This window comes from Hylemonella sp. GW821-FHT12C09, assembly GCF_058807395.1.
Map to the genome: position 1 here is coordinate 636,265 of NZ_JBXAQQ010000001.1, position 25,046 is coordinate 661,310.

27 protein-coding genes and 1 other RNA gene are annotated in these 25,046 nt (G+C 66.2%); 10 read left to right on the forward strand and 18 right to left on the reverse strand.

Going from position 1 to position 25,046, the window contains the following annotated elements:
• The first annotated feature begins 61 nt into the window (after positions 1-61).
• From AC1RRP_RS03145 to AC1RRP_RS03155, 3 genes are all read left to right on the forward strand, one after another.
• Positions 62-733, forward strand: a complete 672-nt coding sequence (locus tag AC1RRP_RS03145) for a 50S ribosomal protein L25/general stress protein Ctc (RefSeq protein ID WP_493033115.1) — start codon at positions 62-64, stop codon at positions 731-733.
• A gap of 98 nt (positions 734-831) precedes the next feature.
• Positions 832-1,464, forward strand: a complete 633-nt coding sequence (gene pth / locus AC1RRP_RS03150) for an aminoacyl-tRNA hydrolase (RefSeq protein ID WP_493033117.1) — start codon at positions 832-834, stop codon at positions 1,462-1,464.
• A complete protein-coding gene (locus tag AC1RRP_RS03155) occupies positions 1,461-1,829 on the forward strand; it encodes a hypothetical protein (protein WP_493033120.1) in 369 nt (122 codons plus the stop codon). The genes pth and AC1RRP_RS03155 overlap by 4 nt, the downstream gene beginning before the upstream one ends.
• 10 nt (positions 1,830-1,839) lie before the next feature.
• Here AC1RRP_RS03155 and AC1RRP_RS03160 read toward each other — a convergent pair whose 3' ends face one another.
• The 7 genes from AC1RRP_RS03160 to AC1RRP_RS03190 all read right to left on the reverse strand — a co-directional run bounded on the left by AC1RRP_RS03160 (position 1,840) and on the right by AC1RRP_RS03190 (position 8,453).
• Positions 1,840-2,124, reverse strand: a complete 285-nt coding sequence (locus AC1RRP_RS03160; protein ID WP_493033122.1) for a YfhL family 4Fe-4S dicluster ferredoxin — start codon at positions 2,122-2,124, stop codon at positions 1,840-1,842.
• 51 nt (positions 2,125-2,175) lie between these two features.
• Positions 2,176-2,868 carry a histidine phosphatase family protein gene (locus AC1RRP_RS03165; protein WP_493033124.1) on the reverse strand — a complete coding sequence of 231 codons (693 nt, stop codon included), beginning with the start codon at positions 2,866-2,868 and terminating at the stop codon, positions 2,176-2,178.
• 115 nt (positions 2,869-2,983) lie between these two features.
• On the reverse strand, positions 2,984-3,484 hold the full coding sequence (gene coaD / locus AC1RRP_RS03170) for a pantetheine-phosphate adenylyltransferase (RefSeq protein WP_493033126.1): 501 nt from the start codon (positions 3,482-3,484) through the stop codon (positions 2,984-2,986).
• Positions 3,485-3,628: 144 nt separating this feature from the next.
• Entirely contained in the window at positions 3,629-4,759 is a 1,131-nt protein-coding gene (gene nadA / locus AC1RRP_RS03175) for a quinolinate synthase NadA (protein WP_493033128.1), read from the reverse strand.
• A complete protein-coding gene (nadC, locus tag AC1RRP_RS03180; protein WP_493033130.1) occupies positions 4,759-5,631 on the reverse strand; it encodes a carboxylating nicotinate-nucleotide diphosphorylase in 873 nt (290 codons plus the stop codon). Before nadC ends, nadA begins: the two co-directional genes overlap by 1 nt.
• A gap of 27 nt (positions 5,632-5,658) precedes the next feature.
• Positions 5,659-6,153, reverse strand: coding sequence for a cyanophycin metabolism-associated DUF1854 family protein (locus AC1RRP_RS03185; RefSeq protein WP_493033131.1), 495 nt, complete (start codon positions 6,151-6,153; stop codon positions 5,659-5,661).
• The gene (locus AC1RRP_RS03190; protein WP_493033133.1) at positions 6,150-8,453 is read right to left on the reverse strand and encodes a cyanophycin metabolism-associated ABC transporter; all 2,304 of its coding nucleotides are present in this window, start codon (positions 8,451-8,453) and stop codon (positions 6,150-6,152) included. Before AC1RRP_RS03190 ends, AC1RRP_RS03185 begins: the two co-directional genes overlap by 4 nt.
• 150 nt (positions 8,454-8,603) lie before the next feature.
• On the opposite strand from AC1RRP_RS03190, the gene AC1RRP_RS03195 reads away from it, so the two are divergent.
• Positions 8,604-10,769, forward strand: a complete 2,166-nt coding sequence (locus tag AC1RRP_RS03195; RefSeq protein ID WP_493033135.1) for a cyanophycin synthetase — start codon at positions 8,604-8,606, stop codon at positions 10,767-10,769.
• A 1-nt stretch (position 10,770) separates the two neighbouring features.
• On the forward strand, positions 10,771-13,350 hold the full coding sequence (gene cphA, locus AC1RRP_RS03200; protein ID WP_493033137.1) for a cyanophycin synthetase: 2,580 nt from the start codon (positions 10,771-10,773) through the stop codon (positions 13,348-13,350).
• A gap of 24 nt (positions 13,351-13,374) precedes the next feature.
• On the opposite strand, the gene AC1RRP_RS03205 is transcribed toward cphA, so the two are convergent.
• From AC1RRP_RS03205 to AC1RRP_RS03220, 4 genes are all read right to left on the reverse strand, one after another.
• Positions 13,375-14,391: an NAD(P)H-dependent glycerol-3-phosphate dehydrogenase gene (locus AC1RRP_RS03205; protein ID WP_493033139.1), complete on the reverse strand. Its 1,017-nt coding sequence runs from the start codon at positions 14,389-14,391 to the stop codon at positions 13,375-13,377.
• A 39-nt stretch (positions 14,392-14,430) separates the two neighbouring features.
• A complete protein-coding gene (gene secB, locus AC1RRP_RS03210; RefSeq protein ID WP_493033141.1) occupies positions 14,431-14,877 on the reverse strand; it encodes a protein-export chaperone SecB in 447 nt (148 codons plus the stop codon).
• Between the two features lie 92 nt (positions 14,878-14,969).
• The gene (gene grxC, locus AC1RRP_RS03215) at positions 14,970-15,230 is read right to left on the reverse strand and encodes a glutaredoxin 3 (RefSeq protein WP_493033143.1); all 261 of its coding nucleotides are present in this window, start codon (positions 15,228-15,230) and stop codon (positions 14,970-14,972) included.
• Between the two features lie 4 nt (positions 15,231-15,234).
• Positions 15,235-15,642, reverse strand: a complete 408-nt coding sequence (locus tag AC1RRP_RS03220; RefSeq protein WP_493033145.1) for a rhodanese-like domain-containing protein — start codon at positions 15,640-15,642, stop codon at positions 15,235-15,237.
• Positions 15,643-15,767: 125 nt separating this feature from the next.
• Between AC1RRP_RS03220 and gpmA the strand changes: the two genes are divergently transcribed.
• The 3 genes from gpmA to AC1RRP_RS03235 all read left to right on the forward strand — a co-directional run bounded on the left by gpmA (position 15,768) and on the right by AC1RRP_RS03235 (position 18,899).
• A complete protein-coding gene (gpmA, locus tag AC1RRP_RS03225; protein WP_493033147.1) occupies positions 15,768-16,511 on the forward strand; it encodes a 2,3-diphosphoglycerate-dependent phosphoglycerate mutase in 744 nt (247 codons plus the stop codon).
• 148 nt (positions 16,512-16,659) lie between these two features.
• Complete coding sequence (locus AC1RRP_RS03230) at positions 16,660-18,096, forward strand: S41 family peptidase (RefSeq protein ID WP_493033149.1); 1,437 nt, start codon at positions 16,660-16,662, stop codon at positions 18,094-18,096.
• A gap of 47 nt (positions 18,097-18,143) precedes the next feature.
• Positions 18,144-18,899: a HesA/MoeB/ThiF family protein gene (locus tag AC1RRP_RS03235; protein WP_493033151.1), complete on the forward strand. Its 756-nt coding sequence runs from the start codon at positions 18,144-18,146 to the stop codon at positions 18,897-18,899.
• 12 nt (positions 18,900-18,911) lie between these two features.
• On the opposite strand, the gene AC1RRP_RS03240 is transcribed toward AC1RRP_RS03235, so the two are convergent.
• Positions 18,912-19,442 carry a thermonuclease family protein gene (locus AC1RRP_RS03240; protein ID WP_493033152.1) on the reverse strand — a complete coding sequence of 177 codons (531 nt, stop codon included), beginning with the start codon at positions 19,440-19,442 and terminating at the stop codon, positions 18,912-18,914.
• Between the two features lie 127 nt (positions 19,443-19,569).
• Between AC1RRP_RS03240 and AC1RRP_RS03245 the strand changes: the two genes are divergently transcribed.
• Positions 19,570-20,331 (forward strand): GGDEF domain-containing protein, encoded by a 762-nt coding sequence (locus AC1RRP_RS03245; protein ID WP_493033154.1) that lies wholly within the window; start codon positions 19,570-19,572, stop codon positions 20,329-20,331.
• Positions 20,331-21,164, forward strand: coding sequence for a MinD/ParA family protein (locus AC1RRP_RS03250; protein WP_493033156.1), 834 nt, complete (start codon positions 20,331-20,333; stop codon positions 21,162-21,164). The genes AC1RRP_RS03245 and AC1RRP_RS03250 overlap by 1 nt, the downstream gene beginning before the upstream one ends.
• Positions 21,165-21,189: 25 nt before the next feature.
• On the opposite strand, the gene AC1RRP_RS03255 is transcribed toward AC1RRP_RS03250, so the two are convergent.
• The 6 genes from AC1RRP_RS03255 to nudB all read right to left on the reverse strand — a co-directional run bounded on the left by AC1RRP_RS03255 (position 21,190) and on the right by nudB (position 25,009).
• Positions 21,190-21,264: non-coding RNA, sX9 sRNA (locus tag AC1RRP_RS03255), on the reverse strand.
• A gap of 62 nt (positions 21,265-21,326) precedes the next feature.
• Positions 21,327-21,749, reverse strand: coding sequence for a BLUF domain-containing protein (locus tag AC1RRP_RS03260; protein WP_057674935.1), 423 nt, complete (start codon positions 21,747-21,749; stop codon positions 21,327-21,329).
• Between the two features lie 2 nt (positions 21,750-21,751).
• Entirely contained in the window at positions 21,752-22,480 is a 729-nt protein-coding gene (gene folE / locus AC1RRP_RS03265; RefSeq protein WP_493033159.1) for a GTP cyclohydrolase I, read from the reverse strand.
• Positions 22,481-22,557: 77 nt separating this feature from the next.
• Complete coding sequence (clsB, locus tag AC1RRP_RS03270; protein WP_493033161.1) at positions 22,558-23,796, reverse strand: cardiolipin synthase ClsB; 1,239 nt, start codon at positions 23,794-23,796, stop codon at positions 22,558-22,560.
• On the reverse strand, positions 23,793-24,527 hold the full coding sequence (locus AC1RRP_RS03275) for an endonuclease/exonuclease/phosphatase family protein (protein WP_493033163.1): 735 nt from the start codon (positions 24,525-24,527) through the stop codon (positions 23,793-23,795). The genes clsB and AC1RRP_RS03275 overlap by 4 nt, the downstream gene beginning before the upstream one ends.
• Positions 24,528-24,532: 5 nt before the next feature.
• Entirely contained in the window at positions 24,533-25,009 is a 477-nt protein-coding gene (nudB, locus tag AC1RRP_RS03280) for a dihydroneopterin triphosphate diphosphatase (RefSeq protein ID WP_493033165.1), read from the reverse strand.
• Between the last annotated feature and the right edge of the window lie 37 nt (positions 25,010-25,046).

Here is a 25,046-nt window from a genome sequence, read left to right on the forward strand (position 1 = left end):
CCGCAGGCCTTTGTTGAAACGGAGTCTCACTGGTCGCGGTGGACTCTTTATGGAGTGAACTATGAAATTCGTCGCTTTTGAGCGCGCCAAGCAGGGCACGGGTGCGAGCCGCCGTCTCCGCAATACGGGCCGTACGCCCGGTATCGTCTACGGTGGCACGGTTGAGCCGCAACTGGTCGAGCTCGACCACAACGCGCTGTGGCATGCCCTGAAGAAGGAAGCCTTCCACTCGTCCATCCTCGAGATGGAAGTGAACGGCAAGAGCAACAAGGTGCTGCTGCGCGACGTGCAGATGCACCCCTTCAAGCCCCTGGTGCTGCACATCGACTTCCAGCGCGTGGACGCCAACACCAAGCTGCACATGAAGGTGCCTTTCCACTTCAGCGGTGACGAGAATTCGCCTGCGGTCAAGAACGACGGCTGCATCGCCAACCACGTGCTGACCGAAATCGAAGTGCTCTGCCTGCCGGCCGATCTGCCCGAGTTCATCGCCGTGGACCTGAGCGGCCTGAAGAAGGGTGCTTCCCTGCACCTGTCTGACATCAAGCTGCCCAAGGGCGTGACTGCCGTGACCCACGGCAAGTCCAACCCGGTCGTGGTGTCCGTGGTGATGGTGGCCGGCGCGGATGCGACCGAGGCTGCTCCCGCCGCCGAAGGCGCTGCTCCCGCTGCGGCCCCGGCTGCCGGCAAGGCCGCCGCTCCGGCTGCCAAGGCGCCCGCCGCCAAGAAATAAGCCACCCGGCTTTGCGTCAACGGCCCACTTCGGTGGGCCGTTTTTCTTTGGAGTCCGACCTGCAGGACGCTGCCCCGCGATGCATTGATAATCCGCGCATGATCAAACTGTTTGTCGGCCTGGGCAACCCCGGCCCCGAATACGAGGCCACCCGGCACAACGCCGGTTTCTGGTGGATCGACGCCGTGGCGCGCGAACTCAAGCTCGGCCTGACCATGGACAAGAGCTACCACGGCCTCATGGCACGCACCACCATCAAGGGCCAGACCGTCTGGCTGCTGGAGCCGCAGACCTGGATGAACGAATCGGGCAAATCGGTGGCAGCGCTGGCGCGCTTCTTCAAGATCCAGCCCGAGGAGATCCTCGTCGCACACGACGAACTCGACATCGTGCCAGGCCAGGTCAAGCTCAAGTTCGGCGGCAGCCATGCCGGCCACAACGGCCTGCGCGACATCCATGCCAGGCTGGGCACGGACGACTACTGGCGCCTGCGCATCGGCGTCGGCCACCCGGGCGTGAAAGCCGAAGTGGTGAACTGGGTGCTCAAAAAACCCTCGCCGGACCACCGGACCGCCATCGAGGACTGCATCGCACGCTCGATCAAGGCCCTGCCCGAGCTGTTGGCCGGCGAGATGGAAAAGGCCACCATGCTGATCCATACCAGCAAACCACCCCGGCCCAAGCCGCCGCGCCCGGCCGATCTGCCCCCCAAGGAAGGAGAGCCCGCATGAAGACTGTGTCCCTCATCCTCGCGATCGCTGCCATGTCGCTGTGCACCGGACTGTCGGCGCAGACCGTCTACCGCTGCGGCAGCAGCTACAGCCAGACACCCTGTCCCGGCGGCGGCACCGTAGACACCACGGACAGCCGCACAGCCGAGCAACGCAAGGCCCACGAGGCCAGCGTGAAACATGAAAAGCGTGCCGGCGACGCGCTGGAGAAGACCCGGCTGAAGGAAGAAACAGCCGCACAACGTGCTGCTGAAAAAGCCGACAAGGCCCAGCGCGATGCCGATAAGGCAGCACAGAAGACCGCCGCCAGGAAGAACACCAAGGAAAAGCTGCCAGCCTACCGCGTGCCCGCCTCGCCCAAGTAAGGCCGGCAACTCAGGCGGAAGGTGGTTTGCTGGCGACAGCCGCAGTGGCCTCAGCCTGCAGGCGCCGGTATTTCTGCCACAAGGTATCGCGGTCTTCCACGCGGTCCGGATTCACGGGAATGCAGGCCACCGGGCAGACCTGCACGCACTGGGGCTGGTCGAAATGGCCCACGCACTCGGTGCAGCGGGTCGGATCAATCTCGTAAATCTCGATCCCGAGATAGATGGCCTGGTTGGGGCACTCGGGCTCGCAGACATCACAGTTGATGCATTCGTCGGTGATCATCAGGGCCATGGTGGGCCCGATTATCCCCGCTCGCCCAAAAACCCCGGGGCGAGAGACCCCTCAGGCCGTGCCGACTTCGGCGTTGGCGGCAGCGCGTTCACGGGCCAGGCGCTGCTGGTCATAGACCGGCTGCGGCGGCAGATCGGCCAGGTGGCGGGTGTCGGCCCAATCAACGATCTCGATGAGCTCACCCGACAAGCGCACCCGGTTGATGCCGGCGTTGGGAATCTCGCTGACACGCGGGCCGGACAAGGACAGGCCCAGCGCGCTGCGGTAGACCATGTCCAGCACACCACCGTGCGTGACCACCGCCACTGTCTGGCCCGCATGGCGCTGCGCCAGGGCATGCAAGGCTGCCAGGACACGGGCATGGAAATCATGGGTGGATTCGCCCCCCTCGAAAGCATAGTGCGCGTCGAAACGCACCCACTGCTCCCAGGCCTGCGGGTAGCGCTGCTGGATATCTGGCACGCACAGGCCCTCGACCACACCGAAATGCTGTTCGCGCAGCGCAGCCTCGAGCACCGGCTCCAGTTGCGCAGGAATTTGTCCGGCGACGGCCTGGGCCGTCTGCAAGGCACGCTGCAGATCGCTGCTGACCAGTTGGTGCATAGACTCCCGGGCCAGGCGCGCTGCAACGCGACGCGCCTGCTCGAGTCCGGTGGCATTGAGCGGCACATCCAGTTGCCCCTGGAAACGCAGTTCGCGGTTCCAGTCGGTTTCGCCGTGGCGAATCAGGATGAGTTCGGTCATATGGCAATTATGCGGCGCACGCATGACGGCAACGTGGCGGTTTCATCTGGAAACACAAGGTCATCCTGGAGCAGCAGTCACCGGGAGCAGCGCCCCGGCCGACAGCGGCAAGGCCCTACGCACGGCCCGGGCTGCGCACTTTTTCAGCCAGGCGCTGCGCCACCACGGGGTCGACAAACTTCTCGGCCTCACCGCCCAGGATGGCGATCTCGCGCACCAGGGTGCTGGAGATGAACTGGTAGCTCGTGCTGGGCGTGAGAAAAACCGTCTCCACTTCGGGCATGAGGCTGCGGTTCATGCCAGCCAGCTGGAACTCGTAGTCGAAGTCGGTTACCGCGCGCAGGCCGCGGATGACCACCTTGGCACCGCGCCCCACGACAAAATCACGCAACAGGCCCGAGAAACTCTCGACCACCACATTGGGCTGGTCGTGCATGACCTCGCGCACCATGCCCATGCGCTCCTCCAGCGTGAACATGGTCTTCTTGTGATGGGCCGCCGCAACGCCCACGAGGACACGGTCGAACAGCTGGGCCGCCCGGCGTATCACGTCGGAATGGCCCAGGGTCATGGGGTCGAAGGTACCGGGATAGACGGCGAACACGTTGCGGGACATGGATCAACTCCTTGTTCGCGCCGATTATGCCGTCCCACGCCCGAGGCATGCGAGGAAAAGACCAGGGCTCCCGCGGATCTGGCTTCGCCAGTCCGCTGGGAGCGCCCCTTGAGGGGGAGACCCAAAGCGTCTGGGGGGCGCCGATCAGGCCGCGCCGATGTTGGGCACCAGGCCGGCGACCGGTCGGCCAGCCTTGAGCGCCGCCGTGAAGGCCAGCATGCGGTCGATCGGCACACGGGCGCGCGGGATCAATGCCGGGTCCACATGAATCTCGTTGGCGCCGCTCTCCAGCACCCGCGCCACGCCCGCCAGGCCGTTCATGGCCATCCAGGGGCAATGCGCGCAGCTTTTGCAGGTGGCACTGTTGCCGGCGGTAGGCGCCTCGATGAAGGTCTTGCCGGGGTTGAGCGTGCGCAGCTTGTGCATCATGCCCTTGTCGGTGGCCACGATGAACTCCGGCGCATCCATCTTCTGCGCGGCCTTGAGGATGCCCGAGGTGGAGCCCACCGCGTCGGCCAGGGCCACCACGGCGGCGGGCGACTCCGGGTGCACCAGCACCTTGGCCTTGGGATGTTCCTTCTTGAGCTCTTCCAGCTCGAAGCTCTTGAACTCGTCGTGCACGATGCAGGAGCCGTTCCACATCAGCATGTCGGCCCCGGTCTCGCGCTGGATGTAGCCGCCCAGGTGGCGGTCTGGCGCCCACAGGATCTTGTGGCCCTGATCTTTCAGCGCACGCACGATGTCCAGCGCGCAGCTGGAGGTGACCAGCCAGTCGGCGCGCGCCTTCACGGCCGCGCTGGTGTTGGCATAGACCACGACCGTACGGTCCGGGTGTGCATCGCAGAAGGCCGAGAACTCGTCGATCGGGCAACCCAGGTCCAGCGAACAGGTCGCGTCCAGGTCGGGCATGAGCACGCGCTTGTGCGGCGAGAGGATCTTGGAGGTTTCGCCCATGAAGCGCACGCCCGAAACCACCAGGGTCTGGGCCCCGTGGTCGCGACCGAAACGTGCCATCTCGAGCGAATCGCTGACGATGCCGCCGGTTTCCTCGGCCAGGTCCTGCAGGTCCGGGTGCACGTAGTAGTGCGAGACCATCACCGCGTTCTTTTCCTTGAGCAGACGACGGATCTTGTCCTTGAGCGCAGCACGCTCGGCCGGGCCGGGCTCCACCGGCACGCGCGCCCAGGCGTGGTGGGTGGAACAGGCCACGCCCTCACCCTGCGCTATCTCGGGCTGTTCGTATTCGACGTCGATCACCTGACTGGTCGTGTTCATCACAACTCCGTAAACCGCATGGAGAAATCAACGGCCTTCACATCCTTGGTCAGGGCCCCGATCGAGATGCGATCCACGCCCGTGGCGGCAATCTCGCGCACCGTGCCCATGTTCACCCCGCCCGAAACCTCCAGGATGGCGCGCCCGGCATTCAGGCGCACGGCCTCGCGCAAGGTCGGCAAGTCCATATTGTCGAGCAGCACCATGGTGGCACCGGCCTGTAGGGCTTCTCGGAGCTGGGCCAATGTCTCGACCTCGATTTCGACGAACTCGGCCGTGGGCGCCACGGCGGCGGCGCGTTGCAGCACGGCCGTCACGCCGCCCGCGGCAGCGATGTGGTTTTCCTTGATCAGCACGGCGTCGTACAGGCCGATGCGGTGGTTGGTCCCCCCGCCGCAGTGCACCGCGTACTTCTGCGCCAGGCGCAGGCCGGGCAGGGTCTTGCGCGTGTCTACTATCTGCGCGCGGCTGCCCGGCACGCCCTGCACCACCTGCACATAGGCTGCGGTGTGCGTGGCCACGGCGCTGAGCAGTTGCAGGAAGTTGAGCATGGTGCGTTCGGCCGTCAGCAGGCCGCGCGCGGGCCCGGTCATTTCCAGCACCACCTGGTCGGCCTCGCAGCGCTGACCGTCACGCACGTGCCATGTGACACTGGCCTGAGGCACTACCTGCTGCAAGGTGGCCTGCACCCAGGCCGCGCCGCAGATCACGGCGCTCTCGCGGGCCAGGATGCGCGCGTGCGCCCGGCGCGCCGGATCGATCAGGCCGGCGGTCAGGTCGCCGCTGCCCACGTCTTCCTGCAGGGCGCGGGCCACATCGGCCTGCGCCAGCTGCTGCAGGAAGGTTTCGGAATAGTCGGAGACAGTTTTCATCTGCGAATCAGCCCAGCCAAGCCGGGTTCACTTGAAGCGGTCGAGCAGGCGGCGGCTCTCGCGGTCGAGCGCCGTCATGTCGCGGATCAGGAACTGGATGCCGTGCGAGTCGGTCACCAGCAGGGTGTTGCCCGCGAGACGGCGGATGTCCTCGTCGCCCTTGAGCACGAAGGAAGTGTCACCGCGGTCGGTGCGCACCTGCCAGGTGCTGGGCGTGGAGAAGCTGCTGACGCCGAGAATCGCCTGGATCTCGGGCATGAACTCGCGCTCGGCCAGCGCCGCGCGGATCAGGGCCTGAGCCGGCTCGGGCACACGCGCCAGCTCCTCGATCCAGGCCACCTCGTGGCCGTCGGCATCCAGCAGGGAGATGTCGCGCTCGGGCGCCTGGATGGGGAAGGCGCGCACCGGCACCACGCCGGTACGGATCTGGCCATCGGCCAGGGTCAGCGCCAGCTTGCCGTAGGCATTGCGCGACAGGGCCGCGACCAGCTGCATCTGGTTCAGGATGGGGCGCGAGTTCATTTGGCGTCGTCCTTGCGTTCGGGGTTCACTTCCGCCTCGGCATCATCCATGTCGGTGTCCACGTTGCGCGCCTGCGCCTGGTAGAGGTTGTAGTAGGCGCCCTGGCGTGCCATGAGCTCGTCGTGCGTGCCCTCTTCCACCACCTGACCGCGGTCCAGCACGATCAGGCGGTCGGCGCGTTGCAGGGTGGACAGGCGGTGGGCAATCGCGATGGTCGTGCGGCCCTGCACCAGGTTGTCCAGCGCCTTCTGGATCTCCTTCTCGGTCTCGGAGTCCACCGAGGCCGTGGCCTCGTCCAGGATCAGGATGCGCGGATCGATCAGCAGCGCGCGTGCGATCGAGATACGCTGGCGCTCGCCGCCCGACAGGCCCTGGCCGCGTTCGCCCACGATGGAGTCGTAGCCCTGCGGCAGGCGCAGGATGAACTCATGCGCATGCGCGGCGCGCGCGGCCGCCATGACCTGCTCGCGCGTGGCGTCGGGTTTGCCGTAGGCGATGTTCTCGGCGATGGTGCCGAAGAAGAGGAAGGGTTCCTGCAGCACCAGGCCGATGTTGCGGCGGTACTCGGCCACCGGCAGGGAACGGATGTCGACGCCGTCGATGCGGATCGAACCCTCGGTCACGTCGTAGAAACGGCAGATCAGGTTGACCAGGGTGCTCTTGCCCGAGCCGCTGTGGCCGACCAGGCCCACCATCTGGCCGGGCTCGATGGTGATGTTGATGCCCCGGTTGACCTCGCGGTTGCCGTAGCGGAAACCCACATCGCGCACCTCGATGCGGCCCTGCACCTGCGTCAGGTGCACCGGCTGCGCCGGCTCGGGCACGCTGGAGACGTGGTCCAGGATGTCGAAGATGCGCTTGGTGGCCGAGGCCGAGTGCTCGGTCCAGGAGACGATGCGGCTCATGGAGTCCAGGCGCCCGTAGAAACGGCTGATGTAGGCGATGAAGGCCGTGAGCACGCCCACCGAGGTCTCGCCTCTTGCGATCAGCCAGACGCCCACGCCCCAGACCACCAGCAAACCGACCTCGGTCAGGAAGGAGATGCTGGGCGCGAACAGGGACCATATCTTGTTGATGCGGTCGTTGACCAGCAGGTTCTGGCGGTTGGCCTCGTGGAAACGCGCCGACTCGCGCTTTTCCTGGGCAAAGGCCTTGACCACGCGGATGCCGGGGATGGTGTCGGCCAGCACACTGGTCACCTCGGACCAGACGCGGTCGATCTTCTCGAAGCCGGTCTTGAGGCGGTGGCGCACCGCATGGATCATCCACATGATGATGGGCAGCGGGATCAGCGTGGCCAGCGCCAGCCAGGGGTTGATGGAGAAGAGGATGGCCGCCGTCATCAGCAGCATGATGAGGTCGGTGAAGAAATCCAGCAGATGCAGCGAGAGGAAGACGCAGATGCGGTCGGTCTCGCTGCCGATGCGTGCCATCAGGTCGCCGGTGCGCTTGCCGCCGAAGTATTCGAGCGACAGGCGCATCAGGTGGTCGTAGGTGGTGGTGCGCAGGTCGGCGCCGATACGTTCGGACACCAGGGCCAGGATATAGGTCTTGGCCCAGGTCAGACCCCAGGCCAGCACGGCCGCCCCCAGCAGGCCGCTGAGGTAGAGCACGACCAGCATGGGGTCGACCTGTTTGCCGGCCTCCAGCGGCACCAGCACCTCGTCCATCAGCGGCATGGTCAGGTAGGGCGGCACCAGGCTGGCGGCCGTGCCCAGCAGCGTGAGCACGAAACCCAGCAGCAACTGGCCTTTGTACGGCTTGGCGAAGCGCCACAGGCGCAGCAGGGTCCAGGTCGAGGGCGGGGTGTGGATGACCTTGGCGCAGATCGGGCACTCGTCCTGGCCGGGATCGAGGGGGGCCTTGCAGATCGGGCAGTCGTGGCCGACCGGGACAGGCACCGGCTGGCCGGTGATCAGGCTGCGTAGCTGGCGACCCACCTGCTCGGCCAAGCGCACGGCCTGCAGATTTTTTCCCAAGGTGTAACACCAGTGCGCCAGCCGGCCCTGGCCGTCCAGCAGCTCCAGGTGGCCGACACCGGCGTGGTCGTGCTGGTTCAGTTTCAGGGCGGGGTGGTAGGCCCAGGCCTGCCAGGCAGACTGGCCCGGCGCCCGTGCCAGCAGGCGTCGTTCGGTGGCCACCAGCAGGCCGCGACCAAACTGCAGGCGGGTGTCGAGGTCAACCTCCAGCACCGCCTGGACGTTCTCATCAGGGTGCAGTTGTGTGCGTATTTCAGCCAGCCATTCCGCCGGAACGTCGCTGAAAGATAATAGAGCTGCTGACGGGGTGGAGCGAGTCATGGAGTCCGGAACCTGGGTAAGGATTTGCTGATGTCGATTGTCCCCGTTTTATGCACGGCACCTTGGAGACATACCGCAGCCATCGCCCGATCTGGCCCTGCCAGCGAGCAAGACCAACGCAGGGACCGATAGTTCACCCTGCCTAGCTTCATGACTCAAAAAAACCTTCAAATTCTGCGGGTCAGCCATCTGCGCGGTCCCAACATCTGGACCTATCGCCCGGTCATCGAGACCTGGCTGGACCTGGGGGACCTGGAAGACCGGCCTTCCAATGTCATCCCCGGATTTTACGAGCGTTTGACCGGCATGCTCCCCGGCCTGGAGCAGCATCGTTGCGGGGTGGGCGAACCCGGCGGCTTCCTGGAGCGGCTGCGCGACGGCACCTGGGCCGGGCACATCCTGGAGCACGTGGTGCTGGAGTTGCAAACCCAGGCCGGCATGCAGACCGGCTTTGGCAAGACGCGCATGACCTCCAAACATGGCGTCTACAAGATGGCCTTCCGGACCCGGCAGGAAGAAGTCGGCCGGGCAGCGCTGGAGGCCGGGCGCGAATTGCTGCTGGCCGCCATCGAGGACCGGCCCTATGACGTGTCCGCCACCGTCGCCCGCCTGCGCGAGCTGTGCGACCGGCTCTTCCTGGGTCCGAGCACGGCACACATCGTCGAGGCCGCCACCGACCGCCGCATCCCGCACATCCGCCTGAACGAAGGCAATCTGGTGCAGCTGGGCTATGGCGCGCGCCAGCACCGGATCTGGACCGCCGAGACCGACCAGACCAGTGCCATCGCCGAGAGCATCGCCAGCGACAAGCAGCTCACCAAGGAGCTGCTGCAGTCCTGCGGCGTTCCGGTCCCCGAAGGCGAAGAGGTCGACAGTCCCGAGCAGGCCTGGAGCGTGGCCCAGGATATCGGTGTGCCGATCACCGTCAAGCCGACCGACGCCAACCACGGCCGCGGCGTGTTCACCGACCTGCACACGCGCGAGGACGTCGAGAAAGCCTGGCATGCCGCCGATGCCGAAGGCAGCGGCGTGCTGGTGGAAAAGTACATCGAGGGCGAGGCCCATCGCCTGCTGGTCGTAGGCCGGCAGGTGGTGGCCGCCACGCGCGGCAAGAAGCAGGTCGTCACCGGCGACGGCCGCTCCACCATCCTGCAGCTGATCGACAGCCAGATCAACAGCGACCCGCGCTGCGGCGAGGAAGAGGAATTCCCCCTCGAGCCGCTGATCCTGGACAAGGAGCCGATCGCCCAGCTCGAACTCTCGCGCCAGGGCTACAACGGCGACTCCGTGCCGCCGCCCGGCCAGGTGGTGCTGATCCGCCGCCACGGTGACCTCGCCTACGACGTGACCGACCAGGTGCACCCCCAGGTGGCTGCGGCCGCCGCACTGGCCGCGCGGGTGGTCGGACTGGACATCGCCGGTATCGACCTGGTCACACCCGACATCTCCAGGCCCCTGGCCGAGCAGGGCGGGGCCATCATCGAGGTCAACGCCGGCCCCGGCCTGCTCATGCACCTCAAGCCCGCCGAAGGCCAGCCGCGCAACGTCGGCCAGGCCATCGTGGCTCACCTCTTCCCTGGCGAAGACCAGGGCCGCATCCCCATCGTCGGCATCACAGGCACGCGCAACACCACCCGCATCGCGCGCATGGTGAACTGGCTGCTGCACATCAACGGCACCCAGGTCGGCCTGGCCTGCCGCGACGGCTTCTTCCTGGGCCCGCGCCAGGTCGAAGCCCGTGATGGTTCGGGTTGGGAAACCGGCCAGCGCCTGCTGATCAACCGCTCGCTGGAAGCGGCCGTGTTCGAGCACACCCATCGCGCCATCCTCTCCGAGGGCCTGGCCTATGACCGCTGCACGGTCGGCGTGGTGACCGATCTGGACGGCCTGGAGGACCTGGCCGAGTTCTACATCGACGACGCCGACAAGCTCTACAACGTGGTGCGCACCCAGGTCGACGTGATCCTGCCCAGCGGCACGGCGGTGCTCAACGCCGCCGATCCGCGCGTGGTCGAGATGGCCGCCTTGTGCGACGGCAAGGTCATCTTCTACGGCTCCGACGCCCAGCTGCCGGCCATCGCCCAGCATCGCCAGCAGGGCGAGCGCACCGTGTTCCTGCGCGACCGCCACATCGTGCTGGCCCAGGGGATGGACGAGATCAGCGAAGTACCGCTGGACTCGCTCAACCCGACCAAGGCGGCCAAACCCGACATGGTGATGGCCGCCGTCGCCACCGCCTGGGCGCTGGACGTCCGCCCCGAACTGATCGGCGCCGGCCTGCGCACCTTCAAGGCCAACCTCACCAACGACCACTGATATGGAAGTCAAACGCATACGCGCCCTGCGCGGCCCCAATCTGTGGAGCCACCACACCGCCATCGAGGCCGTCGTGCACTGCACGCCGGCGGAATGCGAACTCAGCGCGCGCCAGAACTTCGGTCTGCGCCTGCGCACGCGCTTCCCGCAGATCCTGCCGCTGAACCCGACCGGTCATGACGACACCGTGCCCCTGGCCCATGTGCTGGAACTGGCCACGCTGGGCCTGCAGGCGCAGGCCGGTTGCCCGGTCACCTTCAGCCGCACCACGCCCACGGTCGAACCCGGCGTGTACCAGGTGGTGGTCGAGTATTCCGAAGAAGCCGTCGGCCGCATGGCCCTGGAAATGGCCCAGAACCTGTGCCGCGCTGCCCTGGAGGACACACCGTTTGACCTGGCCGCCGCTCTGGGCCAGCTGCGCGAACTCGACGAGGACGTGCGTCTGGGCCCGAGCACCGGCTGCATCGCCGACGCGGCCACCGCACGCGGCATCCCCTACCGCCGCATGACCTCGGGCAGCATGATCCAGTTCGGCTGGGGCAGCAAGCAGCGCCGCATCCAGGCCGCCGAGATGGACGTGACCAGCGCGATCTCCGAATCGATCGCCCAGGACAAGGAACTGACCAAGAAGCTGCTGGCCAGCGCAGGCGTGCCGGTGCCGCTGGGGCGTGAGATCACGTCGGCCGAAGAGGCCTGGGCCGCTGCCGGCGAGATCGGCCTGCCCGTGGTGATCAAGCCCAAGAACGGCAACCAGGGCAAGGGCGTCACGGTCAACATCACCACCCGCGAGCAGTTGCTCAAGGCCTATGCGGCCGCCTCCGAGTTCGACAACGAGATCCTGGTCGAGCGTTTCCTGCCCGGCAACGATTTCCGGCTGCTGGTGGTGGGCAACAAGCTGGTCGCCGCGGCGCGCCGCGACCCGCCGACCGTGGTGGGCGACGGCGAGCACAGCGTGCGCCAGCTGGTCGACCAGGTCAACCTGGACCCGCGCCGCGGCACCGGTCATTCGACCTCGCTGACCAAGATCCGCTTCGACGACATCGCTCTGGCCTGCCTGGCGGGCCAGGGCCTGAACGCCGATTCGGTGCCGGCGCGCGGCCGGCGCGTCGCGCTGCGTCACAACGCCAATCTTTCGACCGGCGGCAGCGCCACCGACGTCACCGACGACGTGCATCCCGAGGTGGCGCACCGCGCCATCATTGCCGCCAAGATGGTGGGGCTGGACATCTGTGGTGTGGACATGGTCTGCGACAACATCCTGCAGCCGCTGGAGGAAACCGGTGGTGGCGTCGTCGAAGTAAACGCCGCACCCGGCCTGCGCATGCACCTCTCGCCTTCCTATGGCAAGGGCCGTGCGGTGGGCGAGGCCATCATCTCGACCATGTTCGCGGAACATGAGAATGGCCGCATCCCGCTGGTGGCCGTGACCGGCACCAACGGCAAGACCACCACCGTGCGCCTGATCGCGCACCTGCTCACGCAGAACAAGCTGCGCGTGGGCATGACCAGCACCGACGGCGTCTACATCGCCGGCGAGCGCATCGACACCGGCGACTGCAGCGGACCCAAGAGCGCGCGCAATGTGCTGCAGCACCCCGACGTGGATGCAGCGGTGCTGGAAACCGCACGCGGCGGCATGCTGCGCGAAGGCCTGGCCTTTGACCGCTGCGACGTGGCGGTGGTCACCAACGTCGGGGCCGGCGACCACCTGGGCCTGAACTTCATCACCACGGTGGAAGACCTGGCCGTGCTCAAGCGCGTGATCGTGCAGAACATCTCCGACAAGGGCACCGCCGTGCTGAACGCGACCGACCCCATCGTCGCGGCCATGGCCAGCCAATGCCGCAGCGGCCTGGTGACCTACTTCGCCGCCGACCGCCACAACCCGGTCATGGCCACGCACCTGGCCCAGGGCAAGCGGGCCGTCTATGTCGAGGATGGACATCTGGTGGCGGCCGAAGGCAAGGTCCAGCACCGGCTGCCGCTGGCTGGTGTGCCTCTCACCCTGGGCGGCGCCATCGGCTTCCAGGTCGAGAACGTCATGGCCTCCGTGGGTGCTGCCTGGGCACTGGGCCTGGACTGGGCGCTGATCCGCCAGGGCCTGGCCACGTTCGACAACGACAGCAACAACGCGCAGGGCCGCTTCAACCTCTTCCGCTACCGCGGCGCCACGGTGATCGCCGACTACGGCCACAACCCGGACGCCATGCTGGCACTGGTCCAGGCCGTGGGGGCCATGCCGGCCCAGCGCCGCTCGGTGGTCATCAGCGGTGCCGGCGACCGGCGCGACGAGGACATCCGCGAACAGACCCGCATCCTGGGCGATGCCTTCGACCAGATCGTGCTTTTCGAGGACGCCTGCCAGCGTGGCCGTGCCGACGGCGAGGTGCTGGCGCTGCTGCGCTCAGGCCTGGCCGAGGCCAAGCGCGCGCGTGACGTGAACGAGATCCGCGGCGAGTTCCTGGCCATCGACACGGCCATGGATCGCCTGGGCGAGGGAGACCTGTGCCTGATCCTGGTGGACCAGGTGGAAGAAGCCATCGCCCACATCAGCGCGCGCATCGCCCGCGACGGCGCCTGACGACAGGCTGGTCCGGACCCGGTCTTATTTCGCTTCGGAACCGGGCGTGCGGCCCATCAGGGCCGCCACGGCCTGGGCCGGCTGCATGTGGCCATCCAGCAGGGCCACCACGCACTGGGCAATGGGCATGTCCACGCCCAGGCTTCGCGCCCGCTGCACCACGGTGCGGGCGCAGTAGACCCCTTCGGCCACATGACCCAGCGAAGCCACGGCCTGCGCCAGCGTCTGCCCCTGGGCCAGCAGCAGACCCACCTTGCGGTTGCGGCTGAGGTCGCCGGTGGCAGTGAGCACCAGGTCGCCCAGCCCCGACAGACCCATGAAGGTCTCGGCCCGTGCGCCCAGGGCCAGCCCCAGGCGCGTCATCTCGGCCAGGCCACGGGTGATCAGCGCCGCCCGGGCGTTCAGGCCCAGGTTCAGGCCGTCGCACAGGCCCGTCGCGATGGCCAACACGTTCTTGACGGCCCCACCCACCTCGACACCCACGATGTCCTCGTTGTCATAGATGCGCAGCGTGGGGCTGTGGAAAGCCTGGACCAAGCGCTCACGCACGACCGCATGGCGACTGGCGGCGACCAGGGCGGTAGGCTGGCCCCTGGCCACCTCCAGCGCAAAGCTCGGGCCGCTGAGCACACCGGCCTGCAGTCCGGGCGCCACTTCGGCCTGGATTTCGTGCGCGAGCAGGCCCTGGGCGCCCGGCCCGGCCGGCTCGAAGCCCTTGCACAGCCAGGCCACGGGCTGATCGCAAGCGTGGATCTGCCGCAGCACGCCGCGCAAGCCGGCCATCGGGGTGCCGATCACCACGAGGTCCTGGCCCTGCACCAGGCCGGCCAGCGCATCGGCCGGCCCGTCGATCACCTGCAGGGATTCGGGCAGAACCAGCCCGGGCAGATAACGCGCGTTGACACGGGCGGCCCGCATGGCCTGCGCCTGCACCCCGTCCCGTGCCCACAAGGTGACGTCGTGGCGGGTCTGCGGGTTCTGGCTGGCGCTCATGGCCAGCGCCGTACCCCAGGCACCGGCACCAAGCACGAGGATTTTCATGGTCTCGAAGGACAGCAGTGACGAGGCATGGGCCCAGCCTTACTGGATCTTGAGTTCGGTGCCCTGCTGCTGTTGCTGCTCATAGGTGGCCTGGAAATTGATTTCCGCCAGGTGCACGGGCGGGAAGCCGGCGCGCTGCACGATGTCGGCCACATTGCCGCGCAGATAGGGGAAGACGATCTGCGGGCAGACCACACCGACGATGGGGCCCATCTGGTCTTCCGCCAGGTTGCGGATCTCGAAGATGCCGGCCTGCTTGGCCTCGACCAGGAACACGGTCTTGTCGGCGATCTGGGTGTGCACGGTGGCCGTCACGCACACCTCGTAGACACCCTCAGCCACCGGCTGGGCCTCGACGCCGATCTGGATGTCGACCGACGGCTGCTCGCCCTGCAGCAGGATGCCGGGCGAATTGGGCTGCTCCAGCGAAGCCTCCTTGAGGTAGACGCGCTGGATCTGGAAAACGGGTTCTTGCTGGTCGGCCATGGACTTGCCTTGTGAGATGGACAGGGGTCAAAAAATGAGAGCCCGCCCGGCGGAGACCGAGCGGGCTCACGATCGGGTTGGCGCCGATTATCTCAGGCCGACTGGAGCAGGGAAACCAGCCCCCCCTGGGCATCCAGCGCCATCAGGTCGTCGCAGCCGCCCACGTGGGTGGAGCCTATGAAGATCTGCGGCACGGTGCGCCGGCCGGTGATGCTCATCATGTGCTCGCGCGCCTGGGGATCGGTGTCGATGCGGATTTCCTCGATCTGCTCCACACCCTTGGACTTGAGCAGCTGCTTGGCACGCATGCAGTAGGGGCAAACGGCCGTGGTGTACATCTTCACTGCTTGCATGGGTTCAACCTTTCTCGACCGGCATGCTGGCGGCACGCCAGCTGGAGAGCCCGCCGCCCAGGGACAGGGGCTGGGTGTAGCCCAGGCCTTTGGCAACACGGGCGGCGCTGCTGGAGCGCGCCCCGCTCTGGCAGACGAAGATCACGGGCAGTTCCTTGTTCTTCACCACGGCCGGCAGCTGGTTGGCCAGCTGGGACAGGGGGATGTGCTTGGCGCCGGCGACATGGCCGGCGGCATATTCGCCGGCCTCGCACACGTCGATCACCACGGCTTTTTCGCGGTTGATCAGCTGCACGGCGGCGACCGGCGTCAGGGATCCGCCCGCGGCGCCCTTGATGGCCGGCCAGGCCAGCAAGACGCCGGAAGTTAGGCAAACCAGGATCAGCGACCAGTTGTCGAGGATGAATTTCACAATATTCCTTGTTGGAGACGGTAAGTGCAAAAGCCTGATTTTAAAATGACAGCTTGATTGCTGCAGAATCCGGCCGGTTTGCCCCTGCCCTGCCCCCGTAACCGTTCCGTAACCGCCCCACCACCATGTACAAACTCGTGCTCATCCGCCACGGCGAATCGACCTGGAACCTGGAAAACCGCTTCACCGGCTGGACCGACGTCGACCTCACCCCGACCGGCGTCTCCCAGGCCATGTCGGCCGGCAAGCTGCTCAAGGCCGAGGGCTACGATTTCGACGTGGCCTACACCAGCGTGCTCAAGCGCGCCATCCACACCCTGTGGTACTGCCTGGACGAGATGGACCGCACCTGGCTGCCGGTGGTCAAGAGCTGGCGCCTGAACGAGCGCCACTATGGTGGCCTGCAGGGCCTGAACAAGGCCGACATGGCCAAGCAATACGGCGAGCAACAGGTGCTGGTCTGGCGCCGCAGCTACGACACCCCGCCCCCCGCCCTGGAGCCGACCGACCCGCGCAGCGAACGGGGCGACCGCCGCTACGCCAGCCTGCAGCCCAACCAGATCCCCCTGACCGAGTGCCTGAAGGACACCGTAGCCCGCGTGCTGCCCTTCTGGAACGAATCCCTGGCCCCGGCCATCCGGTCCGGCCAGCGGGTGGTGGTTTCAGCCCATGGCAACTCGATCCGCGCCCTGGTCAAGTATCTGGACGGCATCTCCGACCAGGAGATCGTGGGCCTGAACATCCCCAACGGCATCCCCCTGGTCTACGAGCTCGACGCCAGCCTCAAACCCATCCGCCACTATTACCTGGGCGACGCCGAAGCGGCCGCCCGGGCGGCGGCCGCCGTCGCTACCCAGGGCAAGGCCTGAGCAAGCGGCCCTTGCCCCTGGCGCTTCCACCCCCAACTGGAAGAGCACACCGGGGCCGGGAACGGCCCAACAATTTGTCACCAGCCGCCGGAACCCCGGCGGCAATTTCGCTTCCAACCGTGTATATTGAAGCGACGAGGGTCTATCCATGGGTCAGAAATTGAAAATCGCCGGCTGGGTTTCGCTGGGCGTGCTTGCCGGCGCGCTCACCACCGTTTCCCTGCAAACCGTGGCACGCAATGCCGTAGCGCCGCTGCCGCTGGAGGAGCTGCAGCAGCTCGCCGCCGTCTTCGGCATGATCAAGACCGACTATGTCGAGCCGGTCGATGAGAAAAAACTCATCACCGACGCCATCTCCGGCATGGTCTCCAGCCTGGACCCGCATTCGCAGTACTTCGACAAGAAGTCCTACAAGGAATTCCGCGAGGGCACGGCCGGGCGTTTCGTGGGCGTGGGCATCGAGATCACGCAGGAAGACGGCCTGGTCAAGGTGGTCTCGCCCATCGAGGGCTCGCCCGCCCACCGCGCCGGCCTCAAGACCAATGACCTGATCACCCGCATCGATGACACCGCCGTCAAGGGCCTGACGCTCAATGAAGCGGTCAAGCGCATGCGCGGTGAGCCCAACACCAAGGTCATGCTGACCATCTTCCGCAAGGACGAGAACCGCTCCTTCCCCGTCACCATCACGCGCGAGGAAATCAAGACCCAGTCGGTCAAGGCCAAGGTGATCGAGCCCGGCTACGCCTGGGTCCGCCTGAGCCAGTTCCAGGAACGCACGGTGGACGACTTCGCCCGCAAGATCGAGGAAATCTACAAGCAGGAGTCCGGGCTCAAGGGCCTGGTGCTGGACCTGCGCAACGACCCGGGGGGCCTGCTCGACGCCGCCGTGGCCATCTCGGCCGCCTTCCTGCCGGAGAACGTGACCGTGGTCTCGACCAACGGCCAGCTCGCCGAGAGCAAATACACCTTCAAGGCCGCGCCCGAGTTTTACCAGCGTCGCGGCAACAGCGACCCGCTCAAGCGCCTGCCCGCCAGCCTCAAGAAGGTGCCGCTCGTCGTCCTGGTCAACGAAGGCTCGGCCTCGGCCAGCGAGATCGTGGCCGGCGCCCTGCAAGACCACAAGCGCGCCACCATCATGGGCAGCCAGACCTTCGGCAAGGGCTCGGTGCAGACGGTGCGTCCGCTGGGCCCCGACACCGGTCTGAAGATCACCACAGCACGCTACTACACGCCTTCGGGCCGCTCGATCCAGGCCAAGGGCATCCTGCCCGACGTCATGGTGGACGAAACCGCCGAAGGCAATGTCTTCTCGGTGCTGCGCACGCGCGAAGCGGACCTCGACAAGCACCTGAGCAACGGCCAGGGCGCCGAGAAAAAGGACGAGGCCCGCGAAAAAGCTCGTGATGCCGCCCTCAAGAAGCTGGAAGACGAGGCCAAGAAGCCGGCGGCCGAGCGCAAGCTGCCTGAATTCGGCACCGACAAGGACTTCCAGTTGATGCAGGCGATCAACCAGCTCAAGGGTCTGCCCGTTCTGGTCAGCAAGACCCAGACCGAGCGCAAGGAAGAACCCAAGGAAAACTGAGTTGGGCGGCGGCGTCCGTCGAGACGCCAGCCCTCTCTGAGCAGACGATGACCGACGATCAGCTGCTGCGTTATTCGCGCCACATCCTGCTCGAAGAGATCGGCATCGAAGGCCAGCAGCGCCTCCTCGACAGCCACGCCCTGATCATCGGTGCCGGCGGCCTGGGCTCTCCGGTTGCGCTCTACCTCGGCTCGGCTGGTGTCGGCCAGCTCACCGTGGTCGACCACGACACGGTCGACGTCACCAACCTGCAGCGCCAGATCGCCCACAGCATGGCGCGTGTGGGCGCACCGAAGGTCGACTCCATCCGCCAGGCCGTGGCCGCCCTGAATCCCGACGTGCAGGTCCACACCGTGGCGCAACGCGCGGATGCCGCCCTCCTCGACGCGCTGGTGGCCCGAGCCGATGTGGTGCTGGACTGCAGTGACAACTTCGCCACGCGCCAGGCCGTCAATGCGGCCTGCGTACGTCTGCGCAAGCCACTGGTCTCGGGCGCGGCCATCCGTTTTGACGGGCAGCTCGCGGTCTATGACCCGCGCACGGCCGACTCCCCCTGCTACGCCTGCGTCTTCCCCCCACAGGACGATTTCGAGGAAACCCGCTGCGCCACCCTGGGCGTCTTCGCGCCACTGGTGGGCATCATCGGCACCTTGCAGGCGGCCGAGGCCCTGAAGCTGCTCAGCGGTGCTGGCACGCCGCTGGCTGGCCGCCTGCTCATGCTGGACGGCCGACACATGGCCTTCAGCGAGATCCAGATACCGCGCAACCCGGCCTGCCCGGTATGCGGCCAAACCGCCCACTGAAACCATCCCGCCTCAATGGCAGGGACCGTGGCGGCGGCGAAACTCCCGTGGCAATTCGGCACGCCCCTGGCGGGACAGTCCCAGCCGACGCGCCCGCGCCTGGTCTTCCTGCTGCGCATACGGCCCGCTATACCCCCGGTAGCGATAGGACCAGGCGTGGCCCTGGCTGACCAGCCAGGCCCCCAGGTCCTGCCCGCGCAGACTGACCCGCGCCAGGGCCCGGCCGTAATCGTCATGCCGGCGTACGCTGACCTGCACCGCCTGCCCCAGCGCCCGGCCCACCAAGGCGGCCCGTGCCGTCTCGCCATGGGTCTGGCAAAGTTCGGGGGCATCGATCCCGTCGATGCGTACCGCACGGGGCGCGCCACCGCGCTGCGGCCGCACCCACAGCGTGTCGCCATCGCTGACATGGGTCACCGTACCGGACCAGCTCGACTTCGCGCCCTGTGCAGCCAGTGGGAGTGCCAAGCACAGCACCAACCAGCCGTAGACCAGACGGCCCATGCGGGACGCCGCCTGGCGGCCCGACTGAAGTTCCTTCACCTTGTTTTTCCTTGTTTCTGCCCCGGATCCATCCAAGTCCGGACTTAAAGGACGGAGCCTGTCAAATTTGGCCACTTCCCCCGCAGGGCTCCTGTTAGACTTTGATAGTAAATGATGGATACCCCCTGTGAGTTCGGCTGCCACTCCCTCGCTTGACGTGAACGCGCTGCGTCTGGACGACGCGCGCGCGCTGCTCGAGCACGATGGCACCGAGCTGCCGGCGCCCGGGGACGGCCCGACCGCCTACCTGCAGCGCATCATCGACGGGCTGTGCGAGCTGTCCCTGCGCGACCCGCTGACGGGTCTGGCCAACCGGCGCCATTTCAGGGCCGTACTCTCGCGCGAGATAGAAATCGTGGCCCGCTCCGGCAACTCGGCCCTGCTGCTGATGCTGGACATCGACCACTTCAAGAAGATCAACGACGCCCATGGCCACCTGGCCGGTGACAAGGTCTTGCAGGCCGTGGCACGCTGCATCGCCGGCTGCGTGCGCCCACAAGACACCGTGGCCCGTTATGGCGGCGAGGAATTCGCCATCGTCATGCCCGACTGCCAGGCCGCTTATGGCGAAACCGTCGCGGAGCGCGTGCGCCAGTCGGTCGCCGCCTTGTCCATACCGGCCAGCCCACTGGTCAACCTGCAGATCACCACCAGCGTGGGCGGCGCCTTCGCCCCGGTCTGGGTGCGCTCCACGGCCGATCTGTGGATCGAGCGCGCCGACACCCAGCTCTACCTGGCCAAGGCCCAGGGGCGCAACCGGGTGTGCATCGATCACCAACAGGTCATTTCCGTCAGTCCGGAAGAGAAAAGCCTGCTGTTCGGCAACCTGGCCCTGGCCGACTCCGCCTGGGGTGACCTGACCGACAGCAGCACGCAGAGGTTCAGCTGATGAGTGATGAAGTGAAGACCGACAAGGACAAGCCGGCACCGCCCGTGCCCCTCAAACCCCTGGGCAAGGTGCTGGCCATCACCAGCGGCAAGGGCGGCGTGGGCAAGACCTTCGTCTCGGCCAACCTGGCCGCCGCGCTGGCGCGGCGTGGCCTGCGCGTGCTGGTGCTGGATGCCGACCTCGGCCTGGCCAACCTGGACGTGGTGCTCAACCTCTACCCCAAGACCACGCTGCACGATGTCTTCACCGGCAAGGCCAAGCTGGATGAGGCCATCATCAAGGCGCCGGGTGGCTTCTCGGTGCTGCTGGCGGGCTCCGGCATGGTCGAGTACTCACGCCTGACCCCCGAAGTGCGCGACGAATTCCTGCGTGTGATGGAGAGCCTGGTGCCGCGTTTCGACGTGGTGCTGCTCGACACCGGCGCCGGCATTTCCGACGTGGTGCTGTTCGCTGTTTCGCTGGCATCCGAAGTGCTGCTGGTGGTCACCCCCGAACCGACCTCGCTGACCGATGCCTACGCCACCATCAAGGTGCTGGTCGGCCAGCAGAAGCGCCAGACCATCCGCATGATCGTCAACCAGACCGCCCGTCCGGGCGACGGCCGGGCCATCACGGTCCAGCTACAACAGGTGGTGGACCGCTTCGTACCCGGGGAACCGGGCAAACCGGTCAAGCTGGTGCACCTGGGTGACATCCCGGTCGACACCTCGGTGCGCCAGGCCATCATGCGCCGCCAGTTGCTCATGCAGGTCACGCCGGGCTGTCCCGCCGGACTGGCCCTGGTCCAGCTGGCCGGCAAGGTCGAAGACACCGTCATCCCCAAGAACGGCTGAGGCCCCGCCTCGCTAAGCCAAAACTGGCGAAGAAATCGTAGCGAGCAGCCCGAGCGCAAGGCGGACGGAGCGCAGGAACCGGAACGTACTTCAGGTACGTGAGGATTTCGAGCACCGCCCAACGTCGCGATCGGGTTGCGCAGTAGATTTATTCGCCAGTTTTCAGCTGCGGCCGATGATGGAGGCTGTGGCCATCAACTCTTCGAGAAGGGCCAGCGAAACGCGGCCCGACACCGAGTAAGGATCCAGCTCCGGCTTCTCGGAGTACTTCAGCAGGATCGAGGTGTTGATGCGCGAGAGGTTGACCTGCCCCATGGTCCAGCCGCCAAAGCGCCGTTCGGTGATTTCCTCATAATGCAACAGCACCACGTCCTTGTGGCGCACATCGCGCTGGATGTGGCCATACAGGTCGCTGACCGCATTGCGTCCACCCTCGATGGCTTGCAGGAAGATGCCGCCCCCGTAACACAGGATGCCGGTGACGCCACAGCTCGGGTTGTACTGGCGCGAGTGCGCGAGGATGTTCTCGATGGCTTCCGGGCTCGTATCGATGGCGCGGCTGGCGTAGAGCAGGCGGACCAGCATGTTCAGTTCCTCCGGGGAATCAGTGACAGGAATTCGCGGCGCAGGTTGGGATCCTTCAGGAACACGCCACGCATGACCGAGTTGATCATCTTGCTGTCCATGTCCTTCACCCCGCGCCAGGCCATGCAGTAGTGGCTGGCTTCCATGACGATGGCCAGGCCATCGGGCTGGGTCTTTTCCTGGATCAGGTCGGCCAGCTGCACGACGGCCTCTTCCTGGATCTGCGGCCGACCCATGATCCACTCGGCCAGACGCGCGTACTTGGACAGGCCGATGACATTGGTGTGCTCGTTGGGCATGACACCGATCCAGATCTTGCCGATGACCGGGCAGAAATGGTGCGAACAGGCGCTGCGCACCGTGATCGGACCGACGATCATCAGCTCGTTGAGGTGCTCGGCATTGGGGAATTCCGTGATGGTCGGCGCATGCACATAACGGCCACGAAACACCTCGTTGAGGTACATCTTGGCAACGCGCCTGGCGGTGTTGTCGGTGTTGTGATCGTTCTCGGTATCGATCACCAGGCTGTCGAGCACATGCTGCATCTTGTGCTCCACCTCGTCGAGCAACTGCTCCAGCTCGCCAGGCTCGATGTAAGGGGCAATGTTGTCGTTCGCGTAGAAGCGCTTGCGCGCCGCCAGCAGGCGTTCGCGAATCTTCACGGACACCGGGGTGCCCTCGTCGGCAGCATCTGTCGGATTCATAAGGCTCTGACTTTTCTTCAGCATGCCGTTATGGTAACAGCGATTCAACATGAGGGTTATCTGCGAAAAACCCTTTGCCATCATCAAATAACGCTATCAATTCAGTAGCGATTACCACTCAGGAACACGCCCACCCGCATCAGGCTGAAGGCCATGCGATCCAGCAGGCGCTGATGCCAGGGCCGCTCGGCATAACGGGTCGGGTCCACGCGGCGCCCTTCGTGCTCCATGGCACGGACCAGGCGAGCGCGCAGATCCCGCGCAAAACCGGCATCGTCCACCACCACATTGGCCTCCCTGGCCAGCAGGAGGCTCAATGGATCGAGGTTGGAGGAGCCGACGGTGGCCCAGTGGCCATCGATCACCGCCACCTTGGCATGCAGGAAGCTGGGCGAGTACTCATGGATCTCCATGCCGGCGCCCAACAGGACACCATAGACCATGCGCACGGCGTGAAATTGCATGAAATACTCGTAGCGCCCCTGCAGCAGCAGGCGCACCCGCACACCGCGCTGGCTGGCATGTGTCAGCGCCTGACGCAGTTTGCGTCCCGGCGCAAAATAGGCGTTGGCAATGATGATCTCTTCACGCGCTTCGGCGATCGCCTTGCGATAGGCCCGCTCGATGCGGCTGCGATTCCGCAAGTTGTCGCGCAGCAGCAAGGCCGCGCGGGTTCCCGCACCGCCGCGATGCACGTCGTCCAGCTCGGCACTGTCGGCCGCACCTTTCTGCAGCGCCTGCCGGACTGCTTCTTCCACGTGATGCCAGGCCGCCGGCAGATCCACTTCCCGGACCTTGCTACCCGCCTGCACACGCCACCAGAACTGGACCGTCACCTCGTGCACGGCACGCACCAGAGGCCCCGTGACACGCACCGCAAAATCGAAGCGCGGCGCCTCAAGAGGGCCATGGTTAGGATCGTTCCTGTCATCCAGGACATTGATACCACCGCAGAAAGCCACCCGGCCATCGACGACGCACAGCTTTCTATGCAGCCGGCGCCAGCGGCTGGGGATCAGCAGGCCAAGCCGCCCCAAAGGAAGAAAGATCCGCCACTGCACGCCAGCCGCATCGAAACGACCGGACCATTCTGGCGGCAGCGATGGCGTGCCCACGCCATCCATCACCAGGTAGACCTCCACCCCGCGCTGCGCCGCCCGCACCAAGGCCGCGGCCACCTGCTCGCCAGCGGCATCCGGATGGAAGATGTAGGTCTCGATGCGCACTTCGTGCAGCGCCCGGTCGATCGCCCGCACCATGGCGGGAAACAGTTCCTGCCCGCCCTGCAGCAGTTGCACGTGATGCGCAGCACGCAAGGTGGGGAGGTGACGATCCTTCATACCGGCAGACTGAATTCCGCGATCAGCGGCAGGTGGTCGGACATCCGCCACCAGGCGCGCCCGCGCGGAACGTCCACATGCAGCGGCCGCAGGCCGCGCGCATAGACGTAGTCCAGCTGCACCAGGGGCAGGCGGGCCGGAAAGGTGGGGTTGCGGCCCGGGTGCCAGGTCTGCATCTGCATGCCTTCGAGCATGAGGCGCACGCGGTCCCCCCAGTCATTGAAGTCGCCCGCCACGATCAGCGGGGCGCCGGCCGGCACCTCGCGCTCGATGTAACGGCTCAGCTGATCCACCTGGCGCACGCGGCTGGCACGGATCAGGCCCAGGTGCACCACGACCACATGCACCGGCCGCTCGTTCACCATGACCTCGCTGTGCAGCAAGCCGCGCTGCTCGAACCGATGGTCCGAAATGTCTTCGTGCTGGTGCGACACCACCGGCCAGCGTGACAGCATGGCGTTGCCATGCTCGCCATGCCGGGTATAGGCATTGGTGCGGTAGACCGCCTCGTAGCCTTCGGGTGCCAGGAAATCGGCCTGCGGCATCTCGGGCCAACGGCTGAAGTACTGCTCCTCGCGTCGGTGCACCTTGCGCACCTCCTGCAGGCACACGATGTCGGCGTCGAGCTGCTCCACCGCCAGCCCCAGGTTGTGGATCTCCAGGCGCCGGCTCGGACCCATGCCTTGCACACCTTTGTGGATGTTGTAGGTGGCAACGCGCAGGGTCTTCATGGCCATCATTCTGGCAGGACGGACGATGCCCTGGCAAAACGCGGCAGCATCAGGCAGGCCTCGGCATTGCTGGGCGAGGCGCAGGCTTCGGCCGCATCGCGCCAGGGTAGCCATTGGTAGTCGGTGTGCTCGCGGGGACTCAAGGTCACGGCCGTGGCCGCCGGCACCAGCAGGCCGAACAGATGCTCGGTGTTGTGTATCACCCCCGGCGCGTAGCGGTGTCGCCAGCGCGGATAGATCTCGTAGACATTTTCCAGCCCCCAGTCCAGCAGCGCATGACCACTCGCACGGGCATCGATGCCGGTCTCCTCGGCCACCTCGCGCATGGCCGTGGCCTCGAAGGATTCGTCGAGGTGGTCCTTGGCGCCGGTGACCGATTGCCAGTAGTCCTCGGTATCGGCACGCTTGATGAGCAGCACCTGGAGGTCGGGCGTGTGGATCACCACCAGCACGGACTGAGGGATTTTGTAGATCGGGGCCATGGATGGAAAAAGGGCGCTACCAGAGCGCCCTTTGATT

Bases quoted from the DNA above. Each gene is read 5' to 3' on its own strand.
- AC1RRP_RS03145 (WP_493033115.1), top strand. From the start codon at position 62: ATGAAATTCGTCGCTTTTGAGCGCGCCAAGCAGGGCACGGGTGCGAGC.
- pth (WP_493033117.1), top strand. From the start codon at position 832: ATGATCAAACTGTTTGTCGGCCTGGGCAACCCCGGCCCCGAATACGAG.
- AC1RRP_RS03155 (WP_493033120.1), top strand. From the start codon at position 1,461: ATGAAGACTGTGTCCCTCATCCTCGCGATCGCTGCCATGTCGCTGTGC.
- AC1RRP_RS03160 (WP_493033122.1), bottom strand. From the start codon at position 2,124: ATGGCCCTGATGATCACCGACGAATGCATCAACTGTGATGTCTGCGAG.
- AC1RRP_RS03165 (WP_493033124.1), bottom strand. From the start codon at position 2,868: ATGACCGAACTCATCCTGATTCGCCACGGCGAAACCGACTGGAACCGC.
- coaD (WP_493033126.1), bottom strand. From the start codon at position 3,484: ATGTCCCGCAACGTGTTCGCCGTCTATCCCGGTACCTTCGACCCCATG.
- nadA (WP_493033128.1), bottom strand. From the start codon at position 4,759: ATGAACACGACCAGTCAGGTGATCGACGTCGAATACGAACAGCCCGAG.
- nadC (WP_493033130.1), bottom strand. From the start codon at position 5,631: ATGAAAACTGTCTCCGACTATTCCGAAACCTTCCTGCAGCAGCTGGCG.
- AC1RRP_RS03185 (WP_493033131.1), bottom strand. From the start codon at position 6,153: ATGAACTCGCGCCCCATCCTGAACCAGATGCAGCTGGTCGCGGCCCTG.
- AC1RRP_RS03190 (WP_493033133.1), bottom strand. From the start codon at position 8,453: ATGACTCGCTCCACCCCGTCAGCAGCTCTATTATCTTTCAGCGACGTT.
- AC1RRP_RS03195 (WP_493033135.1), top strand. From the start codon at position 8,604: ATGACTCAAAAAAACCTTCAAATTCTGCGGGTCAGCCATCTGCGCGGT.
- cphA (WP_493033137.1), top strand. From the start codon at position 10,771: ATGGAAGTCAAACGCATACGCGCCCTGCGCGGCCCCAATCTGTGGAGC.
- AC1RRP_RS03205 (WP_493033139.1), bottom strand. From the start codon at position 14,391: ATGAAAATCCTCGTGCTTGGTGCCGGTGCCTGGGGTACGGCGCTGGCC.
- secB (WP_493033141.1), bottom strand. From the start codon at position 14,877: ATGGCCGACCAGCAAGAACCCGTTTTCCAGATCCAGCGCGTCTACCTC.
- grxC (WP_493033143.1), bottom strand. From the start codon at position 15,230: ATGCAAGCAGTGAAGATGTACACCACGGCCGTTTGCCCCTACTGCATG.
- gpmA (WP_493033147.1), top strand. From the start codon at position 15,768: ATGTACAAACTCGTGCTCATCCGCCACGGCGAATCGACCTGGAACCTG.
- AC1RRP_RS03230 (WP_493033149.1), top strand. From the start codon at position 16,660: ATGGGTCAGAAATTGAAAATCGCCGGCTGGGTTTCGCTGGGCGTGCTT.
- AC1RRP_RS03235 (WP_493033151.1), top strand. From the start codon at position 18,144: ATGACCGACGATCAGCTGCTGCGTTATTCGCGCCACATCCTGCTCGAA.
- AC1RRP_RS03250 (WP_493033156.1), top strand. From the start codon at position 20,331: ATGAGTGATGAAGTGAAGACCGACAAGGACAAGCCGGCACCGCCCGTG.
- AC1RRP_RS03260 (WP_057674935.1), bottom strand. From the start codon at position 21,749: ATGCTGGTCCGCCTGCTCTACGCCAGCCGCGCCATCGATACGAGCCCG.
- folE (WP_493033159.1), bottom strand. From the start codon at position 22,480: ATGCTGAAGAAAAGTCAGAGCCTTATGAATCCGACAGATGCTGCCGAC.
- clsB (WP_493033161.1), bottom strand. From the start codon at position 23,796: ATGAAGGATCGTCACCTCCCCACCTTGCGTGCTGCGCATCACGTGCAA.
- AC1RRP_RS03275 (WP_493033163.1), bottom strand. From the start codon at position 24,527: ATGAAGACCCTGCGCGTTGCCACCTACAACATCCACAAAGGTGTGCAA.
- nudB (WP_493033165.1), bottom strand. From the start codon at position 25,009: ATGGCCCCGATCTACAAAATCCCTCAGTCCGTGCTGGTGGTGATCCAC.